Source organism: Blastopirellula marina DSM 3645, assembly GCF_000153105.1.
GTDB lineage: Bacteria > Planctomycetota > Planctomycetia > Pirellulales > Pirellulaceae > Blastopirellula > Blastopirellula marina.
The window spans coordinates 3,102,623-3,121,888 of the sequence record NZ_CH672376.1 but is presented as its reverse complement, the minus strand read 5'-3'; the positions used below and the strand labels follow the sequence as shown (position 1 = coordinate 3,121,888).

The window sequence follows — 19,266 nt, the reverse complement described above, 5'->3', positions numbered from 1 at the left end:
GCGTGAGCTTAAAATTTTGGTTGCGGATAGTGGACGCGCGGCGGCGTGCAGAACATGCAAGCCACGGCGAGCGCGGCGAAGATCGCGGTGAAGAGCCACAAAACCGGCCCGTATCCGCCAAAATAAGCGGCCCCTAAATTGAGCAAATAGGGACCGGCGGCGCTGCCGGCGACGATCATCGTCATTGAGCTCCCCTTGATCTTACCGAGATGCGCTCGCCCGAAATACCGGGCCCAAGCGGAACTTGCGCCGGAGACGGCGATTCCTTGAGCGGCGCCAAACACCAAACCAAAAATCGCACAGCCATAGACCGAATGGATCTGGCCATAGCAAATGACCGACAAGGCCAGCGCCGCGGCGCCGGTCGCCATCAACCAATGCAGGCGAACATGGTCGGCCAGCCAACCTCCGACAAATTGACAGATCGCCATCGTCAACGCGGTGCAGAGGAAAATCACCGGCGCTTGTTCGGCGGTCAGTCCGCGACTTTGCAAAAAGCTGACCATCACAAAGGTCAGCGCGGTCGCGATCATCGCCCAAGACGACATCAGCGTCACCAAAATCCAATAAGACCGCGTCAGCAGCGCTTCGCCTAAGGTGAACTGCGGCAGATGCAAATCGGCCGGAATTTCCTCTTCCTGAATTTCGCTATTCGGATCGACCGGCAAACGCTTCACGCCGTCGGGCAATTGCCCAATATCTTCAGGGCGATTGCGAAAGAAGATGAACAACAGCGGCAACATCGCCGCCCAAACGCCCAAACCAAGCAGAAAGTAGGTCGAGCGCCAGCCGACATTGTCGATCAACGATTCGGAAATCAGAGGAAACAGCGCCAAGGAGATCGGCATCGACAAATTACGAATCCCGACGGCGAATCCAAGTCGGTCGCGAAACCACATGTCGACCGAATTGGTCGCCAGCAGCGTCAGCGAACCTTGGCCGAACATCCGAATCAACAGAAACCCGAGAAACAGGCTCCAGACTCCCCCCACTTGCGACATAAAAATGCAAGCGCAGCCAAAGATCAGCACCACGGCTGTCATCGATCGTCGCAAACCAAAGCGATCGGCGAATCCGCCGATCAGCGACATCGGGAGCGAAGCGATAATCGTTCCCCACATATAAGCGAACGACACGTCAAGACTGCTCAACTGCAGATCGGTCGTAAAGTGCGTATTGAACAGCGACACGCCATAGGTTTGACCAGGGCTAGTGCAAAACTGGGCGACCATCGAGATCGGGAGAATCAGCCAACCATAAAAGAAGGGAACCGCACGCACGACCAAGTCAGGCCGACCCGCAGGCAACTCGCCCTCTGCAGAATTCGATTCCACAGGCTTGGGGAGGTTTTCCTCCTTGGGCAATTTCGGCTCTAGCGATGCGACAGGGGCCATCTGGCTCTCAAGAAAATGGGGTCCTGGAAAGTTCATATCCTAACGGTCTCGGCGCTCGTCAGATACGCCAATTCGACTGCGGGTTGGCGTGATATCGCAGGTTGTGAGGGCTGTTTCCCTAATGGCTGCTTTACGTTGCGTCGATTGCCCTTCGCCGGTTGGTAATTGCGGCCAGCGGCGACTCTCGATAGGTTGGACAGTCTGCCGACGCCGTTTATTCCCGCACTAGAGGACATACGAACTTCCATGGGCCGCCTGGGTACAGCACTGACGTTGTTCTTTAAGATCCTGTTCAATCGCGAAACGGCGGAGAAAGCGCAAGCGGTGTTACTGTTGCCCGCCGCTGGCGAAGCGCCTGCTCCTACGACGAAGCCGGAGCCCCCCAAGCCGGCGGAGCCGCCGAAGCCGGCCGTTCCGCGTGGCGTTGACGCGCTGGTGTTGTTGGCGGCGCTGCAGCGTGAAGCACGCTTCCTCGATCTGTTCCAGGAAGATCTCAGCTCCTTTGCAGACGCTCAAATCGGCGCCGCGGTTCGCGACGTGCACCGCGATACCAAAGCGACGCTCGAACGGATTTTTGGGATCGAGCGTTTGCGCGACGAAGAAGAGGGGACCAGCATCGCCGTTCCGGCCGGCTTTAATCCGCTCGAACTGCGGCTGGTTGGCTCGGTCGGCGCGACTCCCCCCGAAACGGCTCGCCTGGTGCATGCCGGCTGGCGAGCGACCAAATGCGAATTGCCCAAGTGGAACGGTCAGCCGGAAGCGGCCAAGATTCTTGCCCCGGCCGAGGCCGAGGTTTAATCTTTCCCGCGGCGATCACCCTCTGAAAAGGATTTGAAGATGCCTGCCAACTATGTCGTAGGGATCGATCTCGGCACGACCAATAGCGTCGTCGCATATGCTTCGCTCGAAACCGAGCAAGCCGAAGTCGAGTTGCTCGAACTACCGCAATTGATTGCGCCCCACACAATTGATAGTCGCCATTCGCTGCCGTCGTTCGTCTATCTGGGGGGCGAAGCCGAAAAGTCGCAACAGGCGCTCGATCTCCCCTGGGCCGATCAGCGCGACTTTGCCGTCGGAGAAATTGCGCGGCGGCAATCGGCCGACGCGCCAGATCGCACCGTCGGCGGCGCGAAAAGCTGGCTCTCGCATCACAAGGTCGATCGCCAGCAAGACATCTTGCCCTGGAATGCGCCCGAGGGGTTGCCGCAGATCTCGCCGGTCGAAGCGACTCGCCGTTATTTAGAACATCTGGCCGCCGCGTGGAACGCCAAGTTCCCCGAGTCGTCGCTGCAAGAGCAAACCGTCGTGCTGACGGTGCCGGCGTCGTTTGACGCCAGCGCTCGTGAGCTGACGCGTGAAGCGGCCCAAGGCGCCGGACTGCCCGATACGCTGGTGCTGCTCGAAGAGCCCCAGGCCGCCGTCTACGCCTGGTTAAACCACTGGGGCGAGAAATGGCGCAAGCAGCTGAAAGTGAACGATCGCCTGTTGGTCTGCGACGTCGGCGGCGGCACGACCGACCTGACGCTGGTCCAAGTAGATGAAGAAGGGGGCGAGCTCTCGCTCCGCCGCGTCGCGGTCGGCAATCACCTGCTGGTCGGCGGTGACAACATGGACCTCGCGATGGCGTTCGACGTCTCGACCCTCTTCGCCGAGAAAGGGGTCAACCTCGACCCGTGGCAGTCGATTTCGCTCTGGCATTCGTGTCGCGCCGCCAAAGAGACGTTGCTGCAAGATGAGAACGCCGACGCGCAGCCGATCTCGGTCTTGGGGCGCGGCAGCAAGCTGATCGGCGGCACGGTCACAGTCGACGTGCCGCGCGATCGCGCCTTGAAATTGCTGCTTGACGGATTCTTCCCGAAGTGCGGCGCTGACGCGCATCCCGAGCGTGGGCACTCGTCTGGCTTTCAAGAGTTGGGGCTCCCTTACGAATCGGATCCGGCGATCACGCGCCATTTGGCTGCTTTTTTGCAAGCGCATCGTGACGAAGCGGAGAAACCGGTCACGCACGTGTTGTTCAACGGCGGCGTCTTCAAGAGCGATGCGTTCCAAGATCGCTTGATGGAAGTGCTGGCCGATTGGAACACCGAAGCCCCGCAACGTTTGGCGGGGCCGCATGATCTGGACTACGCCGTCGCGCGCGGCGCCGCCTTCTATGGCTGGGCGAAACGACACGGCGGCATTCGCATCCGCGGCGGTACGGCTCGTGCGTACTACATCGGCGTCGAGCGAGCCGGTCTGGCGATCCCCGGCGCACCACGTCCGTTGAACCTGGTCAACGTCGTGCCGATCGGGATGGAAGAAGGGACGTCAATTCACGTCCCCTCGCAAGAGGTCGGCTTGATCGTCGGTGAGACGGCCAAGTTTCGATTTTTCTCGTCCCCCATCCGCAAAGACGATCAGCCCGGTCAGGCCCTCAGTCGCTGGGACGAAGAGGAGATCGCCGAGACCGATCCGCTAGAGACGTTGCTGCCGAAGGATGACGCGATTCAAGAGTCGTCGGTGCCGGTGACGTTTGAATCGAAGATCACCGAACTGGGACAGCTAGAGCTGTGGTGCGTCAGTCCGCGGACCGGCGGACGCTGGAAGTTAGAGTTCAACGTTCGCGAAGACGACTAGGCGGTTGGCATCGTGGTGAAACATCAAGCAGCGGCGACCAGCGGTGACGAAGATGCGCCAAGTCGTTATGTCGTAGGAATCGATCTCGGCACGACCAATTCGGCGGTCGCATACGTCGATACCGAAGCTGCGCCCGGCAAACTGCAATCGTTTTCGATTCCGCAGATCGTCGCTCCACAGCAAATCGAAGCCCGTTCGACGCTCCCCTCGTTTCACTACGAAGCGGCCAAGTCCGAGTTTCCGGCGGACGCTCTGCAGCTTCCTTGGAGCAAGCCGAGCGCCAACTACTGCGTCGGCATGTTTGCCCGCGATCATGGAATCACGGTTCCGTCGCGAGTCATCAACTCGGCCAAAAGCTGGCTCTCGCATACCGGCGTCGATCGGACGGCGGCGCTCTTGCCCTGGCACGGCGCGTCCGACCTCGAAAAGCTCTCGCCGTTGACGGTCAGTGCTCGCTTATTGGCCCATATTCGGGCCGCGTGGAACGACGCTCATCCGCAGCATCCGCTCGAGCAGCAAGATATCGTCCTGACTTTGCCGGCTTCGTTTGACGAGATTGCTCGCGAGTTGACCGTCGCCGCGGCGGCCGAAGCCGGCCTGAAGCGAGTTGTGCTGATCGAAGAACCGCAAGCGGCGTTTTACGCTTGGCTCGACAAGCACCAAGAGAACTGGGAGACGCTCGTCTCGCCGGGACAGACGATCCTGGTCTGCGATATCGGCGGCGGCACGTCCGACTTTACGCTGATCCGCGTCCGTCAGGGAGAAGATGGCAAGGTTCAATTTCACCGCGTCGCCGTCGGCGAACATTTGATCTTAGGAGGCGACAATCTCGACCTCACCCTGGCGACCTATCTCGAACAACGCCTGACCAGCGGCGGCAAACTATCTCCCGGCGACTGGTCGACGTTGGTCCGTCGTTGTCGGGTCGCCAAAGAAGAGATGTTGACCAATAACGCGCCCGACGAGATCACGATCAACTTGCCGAGCGGCGGCTCGAAATTGATCGGCGGCGGTCGGCAGGCGACGCTCACCAAAAGCGAGATCGAGCAAGTCCTGGTCGACGGCTTCTTGCCTGCTGGAACGATCGATACGCCGCTCGAAAAACGAAGCTCCGGCTTTCAGGAGTTCGGGCTTCCATTCGCCAACGATCCCGCGATCACGCGTCATTTGTCCGCATTCCTGCGAAATCATCACCATGTCGTCGAAGAAGAAAGCGTCGCGGTTCGGCCTGACATTGTGCTGTTCAACGGCGGCTTTTTTGAGTCGTCACGACTGCGCCGCAAGCTGATCGACGAAATTACCGCGTGGTTCTTGCCGACGGATCCGCAGTTCCAGTTGCAAATTCTCGACAATGATCGGCTCGATTTGGCGGTCGCCCGCGGCGCCGCCTATTATGGTTTGGTGCGACGCGGCGAAGGAGTGCGCATCGCCGCGAATTTGGCCCGCACTTATTACATTGGCGTCGGTCAAGACGAGCAAGGTAAACCCCAGGCGCTTTGCATCCTCCCGGCGACAACGCAGCCCGGCGAAGAGATCGACCTGCAAGCGCGGACGTTTCGGCTGCGAGTTTCGGAGCCGGTCGAGTTCCCCTTGTTCGTTTCGAGCATCCGCCTGATCGACAAGGCCGGCGAGATCGTCAGCGTCGATCAAGAGCAGATTCGCTCGCTACCGCCAATCCGTACGGTCTTGCGAGCCAAGCGTCGCAGCGAAGCGACCGAGATCGCCGTCAAGCTGCACGCGCGTTTGACCGAGATCGGCACGATTGAACTGTGGTGCGACGAAATCGAAAGCGATCGGCGTTGGCGATTGCAGTTTGACGTGCGCAGCGCCACGCAGACCGATGTCGCGGCGCACGTCTCGGATCGAGAAGCGGAAGGCGTGTTGGACGAAGAGATTTGGTCTTCGCTCCAATCGCAACTGACGGCGACCTTTGGCGAAACGGCGACGCTCAAGCCGCAACGGTTGCTGCAAGAGTTGGAAACGACCAGCGAGATGGCCCGGAACCAGTGGCCGGCCTCGCTCCTACGTCGCATCTGGGGCGAGTTGCTGGACCTCGAGCCGGGTCGGCGCCGCAGCAGCAGCCATGAAATACGCTGGCTCAATCTGGTCGGCTTCGCGCTGCGCCCCGGCTATGGGCTGGCGCTCGACGATTGGCGCGTCTCCGAAACCTGGAAAGCACTGCAAGGCAAAGTCGTGCACAACGACGCGAATTGCCGCGTGCAGTCTTGGATTTTATGGCGTCGAATCGCCGGCGGACTGAATCGCGGACAACAGAAAGCAGTCGCCGAACCGCTGCTCCAAGCGTTTCGCGGGCTGCATCGACGCGTCATGACAGGACAGGGGACCGCGACCTTTACTCCGCAAGAATCGCTCGAAGCCTGGCGATTGTTGGGAGGTCTAGAGTTGCTAGACGTCTCGACCAAGCTGGAGATCGGCGGCTGGATCGTCGATCTGCTGAGCAAACCCAAGATGGCCTCCGCGCGTTCGGCGATGGCCTGGACGCTGGGCCGGCTGGCCAGTCGCACTCCGGTCTACGGTCCGCTCAACTCGGTCATTTCAGCCGAGATCGCCACACGTTGGCTCGCTGCGATCTATCGCGATCGGAACCGCGATCCGATGGATCTGCTGGCGGTGATGCAGATCGCTCGCCTGACTGACGATCGGTATCGCGATCTCGCGTCGGTCGATCGCGAGGAAGCCGCCGTTTGGCTAGAGACCGAAAATGCCCCATCCCACTTTGCCCGGATCGTCCGCGCAGGCGGGAACTTGGATCATGAAGAACGGGATCAGGTCTTTGGCGAAGCGCTGCCGATTGGGCTGACGCTGTAAAGCGGCTTTTCGGCTTTCCCGTTTCTGAAGATTTGAAAGCAAATCTGAGTCATGGGAGCAGGCGAGCAAACTCGCTACAACTAAATAACTAAACTTGACTCTCCCGATGTTCGGCTCCTAGAAAGATAAGAGCGATCGCCGTCAACGCGATCCGTTCAAGGGATGCCAAGTTTTTATCGGCTCCTCGAAACGCCGTAAAAAGACGGATACTCTCCTAAAAAATCAACCAACCAACGACTTCATAGTGATCTTTCCCTTGCAAAATACTCGGTCTCTAGCGCTTCATCTCGCGATTGCAATCTCGATCGCCGGGGTTTTTCTTTCGGACATTTACACTCCGCTGGGGGTAGCGGTGTGGGTGATGTACCTGATCCCGATCGCTTTATCCTTGTTGGCTTGGCGTCCGCAGATTCCGCTGGCTGTCGCTGCGGTCGCGACGCTGCTCATGTTCGCCACGCTTGTGTCTGACGAACCTGGCTTTAATCTTGTGATTGCACAGATCAATCGTGGATGCGGTATTTTTACGATCTGGGTGATGGCGATCGTGGCCTATTTCTTTGTGAAAAATAAGCTCGAGATCGATCTCGAGCGCTGGCTGCAAAAGGGACAAACCAGTCTCAGTAAAGCGATGATCGGCGATCCCAGTCTCGAAAACCTGGGGGACAGCGTGCTGAAACTGCTCACCGAATATACTGGCGCCCAGGTCGCCGTTTTATTCGCTCGGGACGGCAAAGAGTTTCGTCGTATCGCCAGCTACGGCGTTCCCAGCAATAGTGACATTCAAAATGATTTCACTTTGGAAGATGGGCTGCTCGGCCGGGCAGTGAAAGACAATCGGATCTTCATGCTCGATGATGTGCCGGATGGATATCTGACTCTAGGCAGCGCCCTGGGAAATGGAAAGCCTAAGCACCTGGCGATTTGTCCAATGGCAGCCGAAGACATCACCTACGCGGTGCTGGAAATCGGATTTTTGTCAGAAGTCGACGGTCGTACGCGATTGTTGCTGGAAAGAGTTTCAGAGTCGGTCGCGATCGCCGTTCGTTCAGCCAACTATCGCGCCCATTTACAAACTTTGTTAGAAGAAACGCAACGTCAATCGGAAGAGCTGCAGGCACAGAGCGAAGAACTGCGCGTCGCTAACGAGGAACTGGAAGAGCAGGGGAATGCGCTTAAAGAAACGGCGACGCGCCTCGAACTGCAACAGGCGGAATTGGAGCAGACGAATACCCAACTAGAGGAGCAGACGCAACAGTTGGAAGCGCAGCGCGACGATCTGGCCCGAACCAAGTTGTCGCTCCAGCACCAAGCGGCGGACTTGGAAAGGGCCAGTCGTTACAAATCCGACTTCCTCGCCAATATGTCGCACGAACTGCGCACTCCTCTCAACTCTTCCTTGATCTTAGCGAAGCTACTCGCCGACAACCCTCAGGGAAATCTCTCCGAAGAGCAAGTCAAATTCGCCAAAACGATCCAATCAGCAGGCAACGATTTGCTCAATCTCATCAGCGACATCTTGGACCTTTCCAAAATCGAAGCAGGTCAGATGGAGTTACGTCTGGAGCAGTTGCGGGTTCAGAAGTTGATCGATGAAGTTTCGCGCACCATGCAGCCGCTCGCCAGGCAAAAAGAGCTCCGTTTCGAGACGCAGATCGCCCCCGACTGCCCGAAAATAATCTTCACCGATCGTCAGCGTTTGGAACAGGTACTCAAAAATTTATTATCCAATGCGATCAAATTCACGGAACAGGGAGAAGTCAAACTTTCCGTCACTCCGCTCTCCAATCAGCGACTCGCATTGGCCGTCTCCGATACAGGGATCGGCATTTCGGAAGAGCAGCAACAAATCGTATTCGAAGCCTTCCGTCAGGCCGATAGTTCATCTCACCGCAAACATGGAGGAACCGGGCTAGGACTGTCGATCTCGAAAGAATTTTCCCGACTGCTCGGCGGCGAACTGCGTCTGGAAAGCAAGCCGGGCGATGGAAGCACCTTTACTTTGATTATTCCCGCCGATTTTGATCCCACGGCGTCGCCGCCGACAATCGCCAGCGAAGAATCGAAAGAAATCGCCATTTCTACAAAGAGCGATTCGCCGCCGATTTCCGAAGCGCGCCCTGCAAGAAAGCAGACGGAGTTTCGTTTAATTGAGGACGACCGCGATCAACTCCAAGGAACTGCTCGCGTTATCTTGGTTGTGGAAGACGATCCGAACTTTGCTCAGATCCTCTATAACCTGGCGCATGACACGCGTTTTCAATGCGTTGTCGCCAACACGGCGGAAGAAGCGTATGCCGCCGCATTGGAGTACCAGCCGAGTGCGGTAATCCTGGACGTTGGACTTCCCGATCATTCGGGTCTTTCCGTACTTGATCGACTAAAAAATGACGCGCGAGTGCGGCACATTCCTGTGCATGTCATCTCCGGCAACGATTACAACGACTCGGCCCTGTCGCTGGGGGCCATCGGCTTCATGCTCAAGCCGGTCAAACGAGAAGAAATCATCGAGGTGCTGCAAGGTCTGGAAACTCGACTCGCTCAGCGGATGAGGCGCGTGCTTGTCGTCGAAGACGATCCCGTCCAATTGGATAGCATGCACGCGCTGCTCAGGTCGCGCGATGTCGAAACAATCGGCGTCCAAAGCGCCGCTGAATGTCTCGAAAAGTTGAGAAGTGAAACGTTCGACTGCATGGTTCTCGATCTGACGTTGCCCGACGCGTCAGGATATTCTCTGCTCGAAACGCTGAGTCAGGAAGAAAGCTATTCGTTTCCACCGGTGATCGTTTACACGGGGAGAGACCTGTCGATTGAGCAAGAGCAGCGGTTGCGGCGCTATTCGAGCTCCATCATCATTAAAGGCGCCAAGTCTCCGGAACGACTTTTGGACGAGGTCACCCTCTTTTTACATCAGGTCGTTTCCGAACTTCCGCCAGAACAGCAGCGGATGATTGAAAAAGCTCGCAGCCGAGATGCGGCGTTAGAAAATCGGCATATTCTGATTGTGGAAGATGACGTACGGAACGTGTTTGCTTTGACCAGCATCTTGGAGCCCTGCGGCGTCGTTCTGCAAGTTGCGAGAAATGGTCTGGAAGCGGTCGCGGCGATTGACAAATCGATCGCGGAGCCTAACAACCGGGTCGACTTGGTGCTAATGGACGTGATGATGCCGGAAATGGATGGAATCAGCGCGACCCAAGAAATCCGCAAGCGTCCGCAGTGCCAGCGACTTCCTATTATCATGTTGACCGCCAAAGCGATGAAGGACGATCAGCAGTCGTGCCTCGCCGCTGGAGCGAATGACTATTTGGCCAAGCCGCTGGATGTCGAAAAGCTCCTCTCCTTGATTCGCGTCTGGATGCCCCGACAAGGAGCAGGACTATGAGCGACAAGGTAGAAGATATCGAACTAAGGTTGCTGCTGCAGGCGATCTTTGAACGCTACCACTACGACTTTCGCGGCTACTCGATGGCGTCGATTAAACGCCGGCTAAGTCAAGCCAAATCGCGATTCCAATGTGACACGTTTTCTCAACTCCAGGGTCGCGTTCTTCACGAAGCGGACGTTCTCGCTAGTCTGTTGTCGTATTTAACGGTGCAAGTCAGCGAACTTTTCCGTGACCCCCACTATTTCCGGGTCCTTCGCGAAGAAGTCTTTCCTCATTTGCGTACTTATCCTTCGCTAAAAATCTGGGTCGCTGGGTGTGGCGACGGCGAGGAAGTATACTCCCTCTCGATTATGCTGCGTGAGGAAGGCCTGGACGATCGAACGATGATCTATGGGACCGATGTAAATCCCCAAGCGCTTCGGAAAGCGGAAGCAGGCGTCTATGACCTGGATCGACTGCCGTTATTTACAAAAAACCATCAATTGGCCGGCGGAAAAGGATCACTTTCGGATTACTATACCGCTGCTTACGGCGCCGCCGTATTCGACAAGAGTCTCCGCAAGAATGTCGTGTTTTCGGATCATAGCTTGGTCTCCGACGCCGTATTTGCAGAAGTTCACCTAGTTTCGTGCCGCAATGTATTGATCTATTTTGACCGCGAATTGCAAAACCGCGCGATAGGAGTGATGCTAGACTCGCTCATTCGTCGCGGTTTTTTGGGATTAGGCTCCAAAGAAACATTGCGTTTCACCCAGCACGTCGCGGCGTTTGACGAATTCTCACGTGAAGCCAGGGTTTACCAAAAGCGGAGTGATCCATGACAATCACCCCCAGAGAAGCAATTGCAATTGGAGCATCCAGCGGCGCTGTGGAAGCAGTCAGCGCGATTTTAACGCGGCTTCCAGAAGACTATCCGCTGCCGATCTTTGTGGTCGTCCATGTGCCTCCCGATCGTCCTAGTGCGCTGGTCGACGTTTTTCAGGCTAAGAGCCCTTTGAATATTCGCGAAGCGGAAGACAAAGAGCCGATTGAGCCCTCGTGCGTCTACCTTGCTCCGCCCGACTACCATTTGATGATTGAAACCGAAAAACTCATCTCGCTTTCCAGTGAAGAGCCTGTGCATTATTCTCGACCAGCGATCGACGTCCTGTTCGAGACGGCGGCCGACGCCTATGGCGCGGGGTTGATCGGGATTGTGTTGACAGGCTCCAATGATGACGGATCGGCGGGACTTCGCTGCATATCCCAGCTAGGCGGCGCAACCATCGTTCAATGCCCCAACGAGGCCGCGTCTCCTTTTATGCCCAATTCAGCCAAGGCCGCATGTCCTGAAGCGCGCACGATGAACTTAGAAGAAATTGCTGAATACTTATTAAATCAAGGGAGGACATATGACTGATTCTCCCCCGTCTCCGGTCTATTGTCTGACGGTCGACGATCGCGAAGAAAATCTGCTCGCTCTCGAGGTGGTTTTGCGTCGGGAAGGCTTGGAACTAATCAAGGCGCGTTCCGGCCCCGAAGCGCTGGAAGCGCTGTTGCAACATGACGTCGCGTTGGCGTTGATTGATGTGCAAATGCCGATCATGGACGGATTCGAACTGGCCGAACTTATGCGCGGTACGGAACGCACGAAACGCGTCCCGATTATTTTTCTGACCGCAGGAACAGAGGACCACCAGCGGCGATTTCGAGGTTATGAGGCCGGCGCCGTCGACTTCCTTCACAAGCCGATTGAATCCGACATCCTCAAAAGCAAAGCCGAGGTTTTTTTCGAGCTCTTCCGGCAACGCCAAGAGGTCGCGCGCCAACGTGACGAACTGAAAGTCTTGCTTCACGAAAACTCACGTCTGTTGGAGCAAAGCCGTAAACAATCCGAGACCCTGCAGAATTCGGACCGCCGCAAGAATGAGTTCCTCGCCACGCTTGCCCACGAGTTACGCAATCCGCTTGCGCCAATCCTCAGCGCCGTCGAAGTAATTCGGCTCAGTGAGCTGTCGAAAGAAGAAGAAATTGAAGTATATGACATCGTAAAGCGACAAGTTCAGCACATGGTTCGCTTGATTGACGATCTGCTAGACATTAGTCGGATTTCCCGCGATAAGATTCAATTGCGACGTGAAATCTTTCAACTGGGCGACGTCGTAAAGAACGCCGTAGAAACCAGTACTCCACTCATCGCGGAAGCGAACCACCAACTTTCGGTCAAGCAGCCCTCCGCTCCGATCGAGATTTTTGGAGACGCGGTCCGAATTTCACAGGTGATTGCGAATCTCCTCAACAACGCCGCGAAATACACGCCGGACGGCGGACGCATTGAACTCTCTGTCGCGCTGCAGGAAGGGCTCGTCGCGATCAGCGTGAAAGACAACGGTATCGGCATCCCGCCAGAATTGCTCTCCGAGGTCTTCGAGATGTTCAATCAGGTTGATAAACATCTGGATCTTTCCAAAGGCGGCCTCGGCATCGGTCTGACCTTAGTCAAGCGTCTGGTCGAGATGCACGGAGGCAAGATTGACGTCATCAGCGCAGGAGAAGGGGAGGGGAGCGAGTTCATCGTCCGTCTACCGATTTCAAAATCGCAGGATCGCCATCAGCAACCATCCTCCAGCACGAATGCGGTGTAGCAGCCTCATCATGCAAGAGAGAGGGTGACTCTCCCTGGGTGTGCGGATAGCTACTCTGCGGATAACAGCGGGAAGAACTTGCCTTCCATCTTCCGCCCCTGCGGGATCGGTGGAATTCCATGCAGCAGGACTTCGTCGCTATCGCTGCAGACTCCATCGCGGAAGGCATTGATCACCGTCGCTCGCCGGGGTCGGTCGGTTCGATTGGCGAACGATCCATGCACGGTCAGCGGATGATGAAAGGTCGCTTCTCCCTTCTTCAGTTCGGCCGCGACGGGATGCTGGAACTGCTCCCATTGGTCTTCGGTCAAAACTTCCCGAATTGCGTTCATGTCGCCGGCCAGTCCGGTGACCGGCAGCAGATCCCATTTGTGGCTTCCCGGCACATACTGCACGCAGCCGTTGTCGCGATCGGCGTCGTCCAGGCCGATCCAACAGGTCAGATGCGCCATCGGCTTGGTGCGAGTCCAGTACGAGTAATCTTGATGCCAGGCGACGACGCCTCCATGGTTGGCCGGCTTGCAGAACAATTGGTCATGCCAAAAGCGGACTTTGCCATCCAGCAATTGTTCAGCCGCGGCGATAAAGGCCGGCGACCACAGCAGATCATGAAAACCAGGCGAAACGCGCCACGCGCCCAACGCATGAAATAGCACCGTGTCAGGCGTCGCAGATTCATTCGTGTGATACTCGTACCACAGTTCGCGTCCGTCATGATCTGACTGGAAGAAGGCCTCCAATTCTTCGCGAAGAATGTCGACCTGCTCATCTTCCAAAATTTTGACGCCGCTCAAATAGCCATGTTCATGAAAAAACGCGACTTGCTCGTCCGATAGACGGAAATCGCCGCCAGAGGACTTGCTCTGAAACGACGTGGAGATCGGAGCATGCTGGTGCGAAAGATCGGCGGCCATGGGCAAAATTCCAAGGAAGGAGAGTAGGGATAGGGTGAGACCCTCGTTTTCACCTTTGTAAATCCAAAAATCAAGTCCATACGCTCCCCCCAGATTGATTCCGTCGCCGGGGAGGTTACCCTAAGAACTTGGTCCGCCAAAGCTGCACCGCACCCATGGACCGCCAGCCGTTCCCCCTTCAACGCGAGCTCGCCTTATGTCAAAAGTCGTTTTCACACTCCTACTCCTCGGTTTTCTCCCCTTGGTCGCGATGTCTGCCGAACCGAAGCGCGAACTCCTCTGGCCTGCCGGAGCGCCCGACGCCAAAGGCGATACGGACAACGACAAACCGACGATCACCGTCTATCTGGCGGATGGCGCCGACAAGACCAACTGCGGTGTCGTCGTCCTTCCCGGCGGCGGATACGGTCACCTGGCGACCGGACATGAAGGAGTCGATATCGCTAAATGGTACAACTCGTTCGGCGTCTCCGCATTTGTCGTCGAGTACCGCCATCGCGGTCGGGGATACGCGCATCCGGCGCCGATCCAAGACGCGCAGCGCGCCATTCGCACCGTTCGTGCGCGAGCCGAAGAATTTGGAGTTTCGCCCGACAAAATCGGCGTGATGGGCTTCTCGGCCGGTGGTCACCTAGCGTCAACCGCGGCGACCCATTTTGACGCCGGCGATGCAAAAGCCGCCGATCCGATCGATCAAGTCTCGTGCCGTCCTGACTTTGCGATCTTGTGCTATCCGGTGATCGCGTTAGACCAACCGTTCACCCATCGCGGATCACAGAAGAACTTGTTGGGCGAGAACCCCGACAAAGCGTTGGTGAAGAGCCTGTCGAATGAATCGCAGGTGACCTCAGATACTCCTCCCACCTTTTTGTTCCACACCAGCGAAGATACCGGCGTCCCGCCGCAAAACAGCATCGTCTTTTATGAAGCGTTGCAAAAAGCGAAAGTTCCGGCCGAGATGCACATCTTCGCCAAAGGTCGTCACGGAGTGGGACTGGCCGCCAATATTCCCGGCACGTCGGCTTGGCCCAAACTGTGTGAAGCCTGGCTCTCTGGACAAGGGATGCTCTCGACCAAATCGGAAGCCAGCAAGTAGTTATCTTTCATCCTGGGGGCGTTTCTCTAGCGAACGCCCCCATTTTGGCCGCGAATGAACTGTTCTGCGGCGTCAGGCCGTCGTTGTTACGATCGGCAGGACCCTTCTTTTTGCGCCAACGCACAAATACGGCGAATGAAATCAGTCGTTTCATTCGAGCAATCTTCACTTGCTTGAGCGAAGCGACCTAGGTTTTAGTAGACCCGCCAATTTTATTTTTTCGCGCTCATTGCAATAGAAATCGCATGGCGACCGCCAAGCCCATTCTTAGCCAACCGTTAAGCACCATCGTGACTTACAATCCGATGAGCGCTTCGTTGGATACGACGTTGGAAGAGCTGCTCGAGCAGGTCTACATGGTCGGGTTTCATCACTGGCCCGTGATCGACGATGATCGCCGCGTCGTGGGGATCGTTTCAGACGAAGATGTCGTGCGCACGGCGGCGATGCATGAATCGGCGCACATGTCGAACCGTTTTCGCGATGCTCGTGGACCGATTCGCATTACCGAGTTCATGTCTACCAAGGTCTACGCGATCTCCTACGATACGGATGTCTCAGCAGCGCTGCAAATGATGCTGGAAAAGGGTGTGAATTCCTTACCGGTTACCGAAGATGACCGCCTGTCAGCGATGGTCACGTCAAGCGACTTCTTACGCGAGTTCTCGTTTTCTGAGCATGACGCTTGCCACGCCGCAGTGACGACCTATCTCGACCTCACCCCGGTGCAGGTTCCGTTCGACTCCAGCATTGAAGAAGTGAAGATGGCCTGCGAGGCCGAAGGCGCCATTTACGCCGTCGTGATGAACGGCGACTTTCCGCTCGGCGTCATCTCACGCCGCGACATCCGTCGCGCCAAGAGTCGCGATTTGGCCCGCGTGATGTATCTGTCAGAAGACCCAAAATCAATTCGGGCAACCGACATCATTCGTGAGTCCCACTCGATTTTGCCAACCGACACGATGCGCAACGCCGCCCGGACGATGCAAAACATGCAATTGCAAGCATTGGTGGTCTCGAATCGCCAGAACGATTTGGTCGGCGTTCTAACGCAAGAACAAATCCTGCACGCGATGCTTTAAAAGGCCGAAGGCCGTCATTTCTCTTCGTAGCCCGCTGCGCGAGCGAGGGAAATGCGGCCGACTATTTCGAGCCGTATTGGAATTGCCGAGCGATTTTCCCTCGCCCGCGCAGTTGGCCAAGAAGAGCTAGTAGGAACAAACCTTACGATCCAGCGGTCAACAATTTGTACCGTTCTAGCTCTAACGGAAAATCAAAGTAGGTCCGCAGGCTGGTCGCTTTGGCGCTCATCACGCGGACTTGCGGCGTGTTGCCTGTGGCCGGTCGGCCGATCCGTTTTTCATCCAGTTCGGTCCGTCGCTCGCGTCGCGTCAAGTTGGCCTTCAAATCCTGCGTCTCTTTGATTTCGGATTCAAAACGACGCGTCATTTCGGCGCGACTTGCTCGCAGCGCGTCACGCCGCTGCGTCAAGCGGTTACCTTCTCCCAAGATGACCTGATTGTCGCGCTCGTACTGACCTAGCAGGTTTTCGGTGCGGGCCATATCGCGACGCAAACGATCTCGCTGACGTGGATCTTTCGTCTGGTCGTAATCCGCTTGCAGGCGATTTAGGTCATCGGTCAAATTGAGCAGCTCACGGCGAACGATTGAAAGCTGAACCTCTAGCCGCGAGATCGCGTCGTTGAGCGGCGCCTCCATGCGATTGAATTCATCCAGCTCTTTGGTGAGCTCGCTGCGCAGCGTATCCAAGCGATCTTGCGTCTCGGCTTGATCAATCTCGAGCCGTTTGCGCAGATCGGCCAGACTCTGCTTCTCTTGCTCTTTGGCCATAGTTTGATCTTCCACGGCTTGATCGCGGGCCTGGTCTCCCTTGTCGGTCAGCTTTTCAAACTCGCGGAGGACCTCGTCATAATTGGTCTTGAAGTCGGCTGCACGCGCTCCCACCATCAGCCGATCAACTTTCCGTCGCACCAATTTCCGCACTCCTTGCGAAACATCCGCTTCGGCGGGTCCGTCTAAATAGGCGAAAATTCGTCCCAAAAAACGGGCCGTGGCGCGGGTTTCCTCTTCGCTCTCATCATCCGCTTCATCGGGAGGAATCGAGTTTGTCATGTGATCGACTTTCATCAGCGCCAACTCCGGCTTCTTTTGCAGCACTTCCAGCCAAATTAAGGCCCGCCAAGCGACCTGATTTTCTTCTCGGCTGGTCGTGAGACTCTCGAACAGCGCGGTCGCTTCTTCGTACTTGTGATGCTTGATTAGAACCAAGCCAAACGCCGTATCGAGAGCGGCTTGATCGGCGGTCGAGCCCACAAATGCAGCGTGCGCCTGACGAGCCGTCGCCAGCGAATCAGGCCCAATCGCCCAGCCTTCTTCTAAAACCTGGGTGACGCCAGACGATGCGGCCTTCGCATTTGTCGATATTGCAAGAATCGAGAGCAGGATGCCGACACCGCAGGCGATGGAGAATGGACGCGAGTTTGCAGCGAGCATTCGCACGCCTCTTTTGCTAGGTATTTCAGGACAACGGCCACCGTCATGTTAGTGGCGCACCAAGAATCAGGCAACAAATCATTTCTCCAACAGGTCTACAGGCCCCCTAACGGGTCCCCTGGCTTGCCGATTCTGCCTGAATCGCAAAAAAAACGCCGCGAGTCGAAGTTGACTGCGGCGCTGTTCAAAAATCAAGCGATTGAAAATCGCGACGTTTACTCGATCGGCAAAGCAAAATCGCCGGTCATGTCTCGATAAATGCAATGAACATGATTGGCGATATTGCCGGCAACATCTGGTTGCGTGTTCACCAGTTCAATGACAAAGCTGGGACCGTGAATACGGTAGTAATGTCCCACGCCAGGTTTCTTCGCGCCCGCCCAGGCGAAATGGATGTTATCGAAACCAGCGGCGTTGATTTGCTGCAGACGGCTATCGGCCACATCGGCCGGCATTGCCGAGACGTAGACGTCGATCAGGTTGCGGAGCATCTCTTGTTGCGACGCGGTCAAATCTTTCGCGGCGAGTCCTTCCGCTTTGTCGGTCGGCGGGTGAGGCTGTCCTGGATTGCGAATCTCGGCCGGCGCCTTCGCGGCGATCAACGCCGTCTTCGCTTGATCGGCTGACAAGCTATTGACCAACTCAAAGGCCAACGTCTCTTCCAGTTTCAGGATGCGATAGCCCTTTTGGTACTTGTCGGAATAGTCCTCTTTCAACTCGGCCGGATTTGTGCAGAGCGCTTGCGGCGAAGCGGAGATCACGCTGTTGCCTTCGACCACGAAATTGAGGGACAAGTGATGTCCTTCAAAGCTCAGCCCCCAGCGCGAATCGACTTTCGGATCGCCAAAGATCGTCACATAGTAACGCAGCGGATCGCGAATCGGACCTTTCTTCTGCAACTGCAGCAGCAGGTTTTCCAGATCCATGATCTTGGTCGTTTTTTCATAGCCAACGTCGCTGAGCGCCGACTTAAGCAACGCGTACGCCATTTTCCGTTGATCCTCACTCATGTCGCCGATCTTCAATCCTTTTCGCGCGTCTTTCGGAATGAAGTGCCAATCGACTCGTTTGGGAGAATCGTAGTCCAGCACGGCGGTCGCTTTCTCCTCATCGTTGAGCGACTGCACCAGCGCGTTAGCGGCGACCGTCATTGCGGTTCCGGTGGTCGCAGGGCGAAACAGCGCCCAACCGACGGCGGACATCGAAAGAGCAAGAAACAGAGACATCGACAAATAGGCGGGTCGTCGCATGGCGGGATTTCCGGTGGGAGGATACATGAGCGAAGTCGTATGCATGATAACCTCCCTTGGCGGCGAAATCTACGCGCATCCATGCGTGTAACCCCCTCTTTTTCTCGAGATTACGGCCGCATTGCGATTCTTCGCCGATACCGCTGAACCGCATCCCGCGGCGCGTCGTACCGTAAACCATTCCTCGACGATTACCGCAGCGAGACTCGCCCAGCACCGCTCCCCACGAAGACACCAACCGAAAGAGCGGACCGAACAACGACAACACATATATAGATGCACTGCATATATTATCTTTGTGCATTTTTACGAGATGGGCTATTGCAAACCTTATATCACAATGATTAACCTATTTTTCGTCGTACCTAGTCGCTACTGAGACCGACAGGGCAAGCGACGATTTCACTGCCAGCGCCAGCTTAAAGACCCAAAGCACAGACGATCGCAACGGATGCATTTTGATCGTGCTGTCGCTTTTGACCGCCGCGCCGAACTGACCAGAGTAAGAAGGAGCTCACCGCTAAATTCAGTTCACAGCGCACTCTCGCGAATGATTGCAACGCGTGCGTTTCTTTGCCGTCGGATGAACTGCTTCGAGCGTGGATGAACCGCCTGAAGCTGCTTTATCTTTGCCCATTCGCCTA

The 19,266-nt window shown here is 56.5% G+C and carries 14 protein-coding genes; 9 read left to right on the top strand and 5 right to left on the bottom strand.

What is annotated here, in order from left to right; all coding sequences use genetic code 11:
- Window positions 1-8: 8 nt before the first annotated feature.
- The gene (locus DSM3645_RS14635; RefSeq protein WP_002652989.1) at window positions 9-1,394 is read right to left on the bottom strand and encodes an MFS transporter; all 1,386 of its coding nucleotides are present in this window, start codon (window positions 1,392-1,394) and stop codon (window positions 9-11) included.
- Between the two features lie 246 nt (window positions 1,395-1,640).
- Here DSM3645_RS14635 and DSM3645_RS14630 point away from each other — a divergent pair, with 246 nt between their 5' ends.
- From DSM3645_RS14630 to DSM3645_RS14600, 7 genes are all read left to right on the top strand, one after another.
- Window positions 1,641-2,192: a DUF2760 domain-containing protein gene (locus tag DSM3645_RS14630; protein WP_002652988.1), complete on the top strand. Its 552-nt coding sequence runs from the start codon at window positions 1,641-1,643 to the stop codon at window positions 2,190-2,192.
- 39 nt (window positions 2,193-2,231) lie between these two features.
- Window positions 2,232-4,010, top strand: a complete 1,779-nt coding sequence (locus DSM3645_RS14625) for an Hsp70 family protein (RefSeq protein WP_002652987.1) — start codon at window positions 2,232-2,234, stop codon at window positions 4,008-4,010.
- A 12-nt stretch (window positions 4,011-4,022) separates the two neighbouring features.
- Complete coding sequence (locus DSM3645_RS14620; RefSeq protein WP_002652986.1) at window positions 4,023-6,839, top strand: hsp70 family protein; 2,817 nt, start codon at window positions 4,023-4,025, stop codon at window positions 6,837-6,839.
- Between the two features lie 244 nt (window positions 6,840-7,083).
- Window positions 7,084-10,221 carry a response regulator gene (locus tag DSM3645_RS14615; RefSeq protein WP_040351862.1) on the top strand — a complete coding sequence of 1,046 codons (3,138 nt, stop codon included), beginning with the start codon at window positions 7,084-7,086 and terminating at the stop codon, window positions 10,219-10,221.
- Window positions 10,218-11,045 (top strand): CheR family methyltransferase, encoded by an 828-nt coding sequence (locus DSM3645_RS14610; RefSeq protein ID WP_002652984.1) that lies wholly within the window; start codon window positions 10,218-10,220, stop codon window positions 11,043-11,045. The genes DSM3645_RS14615 and DSM3645_RS14610 overlap by 4 nt, the downstream gene beginning before the upstream one ends.
- On the top strand, window positions 11,042-11,623 hold the full coding sequence (locus DSM3645_RS14605) for a chemotaxis protein CheB (protein WP_002652983.1): 582 nt from the start codon (window positions 11,042-11,044) through the stop codon (window positions 11,621-11,623). The genes DSM3645_RS14610 and DSM3645_RS14605 overlap by 4 nt, the downstream gene beginning before the upstream one ends.
- On the top strand, window positions 11,616-12,848 hold the full coding sequence (locus DSM3645_RS14600) for a hybrid sensor histidine kinase/response regulator (RefSeq protein ID WP_002652982.1): 1,233 nt from the start codon (window positions 11,616-11,618) through the stop codon (window positions 12,846-12,848). The genes DSM3645_RS14605 and DSM3645_RS14600 overlap by 8 nt, the downstream gene beginning before the upstream one ends.
- 50 nt (window positions 12,849-12,898) lie before the next feature.
- Here DSM3645_RS14600 and DSM3645_RS14595 read toward each other — a convergent pair whose 3' ends face one another.
- The gene (locus DSM3645_RS14595) at window positions 12,899-13,762 is read right to left on the bottom strand and encodes a phytanoyl-CoA dioxygenase family protein (protein ID WP_002652981.1); all 864 of its coding nucleotides are present in this window, start codon (window positions 13,760-13,762) and stop codon (window positions 12,899-12,901) included.
- Window positions 13,763-13,958: 196 nt separating this feature from the next.
- On the opposite strand from DSM3645_RS14595, the gene DSM3645_RS14590 reads away from it, so the two are divergent.
- A complete protein-coding gene (locus DSM3645_RS14590) occupies window positions 13,959-14,858 on the top strand; it encodes an alpha/beta hydrolase (protein WP_040351861.1) in 900 nt (299 codons plus the stop codon).
- A gap of 7 nt (window positions 14,859-14,865) precedes the next feature.
- On the opposite strand, the gene DSM3645_RS30470 is transcribed toward DSM3645_RS14590, so the two are convergent.
- Window positions 14,866-15,012, bottom strand: a complete 147-nt coding sequence (locus DSM3645_RS30470) for a hypothetical protein (protein ID WP_002652979.1) — start codon at window positions 15,010-15,012, stop codon at window positions 14,866-14,868.
- A gap of 91 nt (window positions 15,013-15,103) precedes the next feature.
- Here DSM3645_RS30470 and DSM3645_RS14585 point away from each other — a divergent pair, with 91 nt between their 5' ends.
- The gene (locus tag DSM3645_RS14585; RefSeq protein WP_002652978.1) at window positions 15,104-15,940 is read left to right on the top strand and encodes a CBS domain-containing protein; all 837 of its coding nucleotides are present in this window, start codon (window positions 15,104-15,106) and stop codon (window positions 15,938-15,940) included.
- A 142-nt stretch (window positions 15,941-16,082) separates the two neighbouring features.
- Here DSM3645_RS14585 and DSM3645_RS14580 read toward each other — a convergent pair whose 3' ends face one another.
- Entirely contained in the window at window positions 16,083-17,372 is a 1,290-nt protein-coding gene (locus DSM3645_RS14580) for a hypothetical protein (protein ID WP_002652977.1), read from the bottom strand.
- 215 nt (window positions 17,373-17,587) lie between these two features.
- Window positions 17,588-18,667 carry a DUF3500 domain-containing protein gene (locus tag DSM3645_RS14575; protein ID WP_002652975.1) on the bottom strand — a complete coding sequence of 360 codons (1,080 nt, stop codon included), beginning with the start codon at window positions 18,665-18,667 and terminating at the stop codon, window positions 17,588-17,590.
- Window positions 18,668-19,266: the final 599 nt, after the last annotated feature.

What these genes read in the sequence shown, in the direction of transcription:
- DSM3645_RS14590 (WP_040351861.1), top strand. Translation starts at nt 13,959, where the DNA reads ATGTCAAAAGTCGTTTTCACACTCCTACTCCTCGGTTTTCTCCCCTTG.
- DSM3645_RS14605 (WP_002652983.1), top strand. Translation starts at nt 11,042, where the DNA reads ATGACAATCACCCCCAGAGAAGCAATTGCAATTGGAGCATCCAGCGGC.
- DSM3645_RS14610 (WP_002652984.1), top strand. Translation starts at nt 10,218, where the DNA reads ATGAGCGACAAGGTAGAAGATATCGAACTAAGGTTGCTGCTGCAGGCG.
- DSM3645_RS14585 (WP_002652978.1), top strand. Translation starts at nt 15,104, where the DNA reads ATGGCGACCGCCAAGCCCATTCTTAGCCAACCGTTAAGCACCATCGTG.
- DSM3645_RS14580 (WP_002652977.1), bottom strand. Translation starts at nt 17,372, where the DNA reads ATGCTCGCTGCAAACTCGCGTCCATTCTCCATCGCCTGCGGTGTCGGC.
- DSM3645_RS14625 (WP_002652987.1), top strand. Translation starts at nt 2,232, where the DNA reads ATGCCTGCCAACTATGTCGTAGGGATCGATCTCGGCACGACCAATAGC.
- DSM3645_RS14635 (WP_002652989.1), bottom strand. Translation starts at nt 1,394, where the DNA reads ATGGCCCCTGTCGCATCGCTAGAGCCGAAATTGCCCAAGGAGGAAAAC.
- DSM3645_RS14600 (WP_002652982.1), top strand. Translation starts at nt 11,616, where the DNA reads ATGACTGATTCTCCCCCGTCTCCGGTCTATTGTCTGACGGTCGACGAT.
- DSM3645_RS14595 (WP_002652981.1), bottom strand. Translation starts at nt 13,762, where the DNA reads ATGGCCGCCGATCTTTCGCACCAGCATGCTCCGATCTCCACGTCGTTT.
- DSM3645_RS14575 (WP_002652975.1), bottom strand. Translation starts at nt 18,667, where the DNA reads ATGCATACGACTTCGCTCATGTATCCTCCCACCGGAAATCCCGCCATG.
- DSM3645_RS14630 (WP_002652988.1), top strand. Translation starts at nt 1,641, where the DNA reads ATGGGCCGCCTGGGTACAGCACTGACGTTGTTCTTTAAGATCCTGTTC.
- DSM3645_RS30470 (WP_002652979.1), bottom strand. Translation starts at nt 15,012, where the DNA reads ATGAAACGACTGATTTCATTCGCCGTATTTGTGCGTTGGCGCAAAAAG.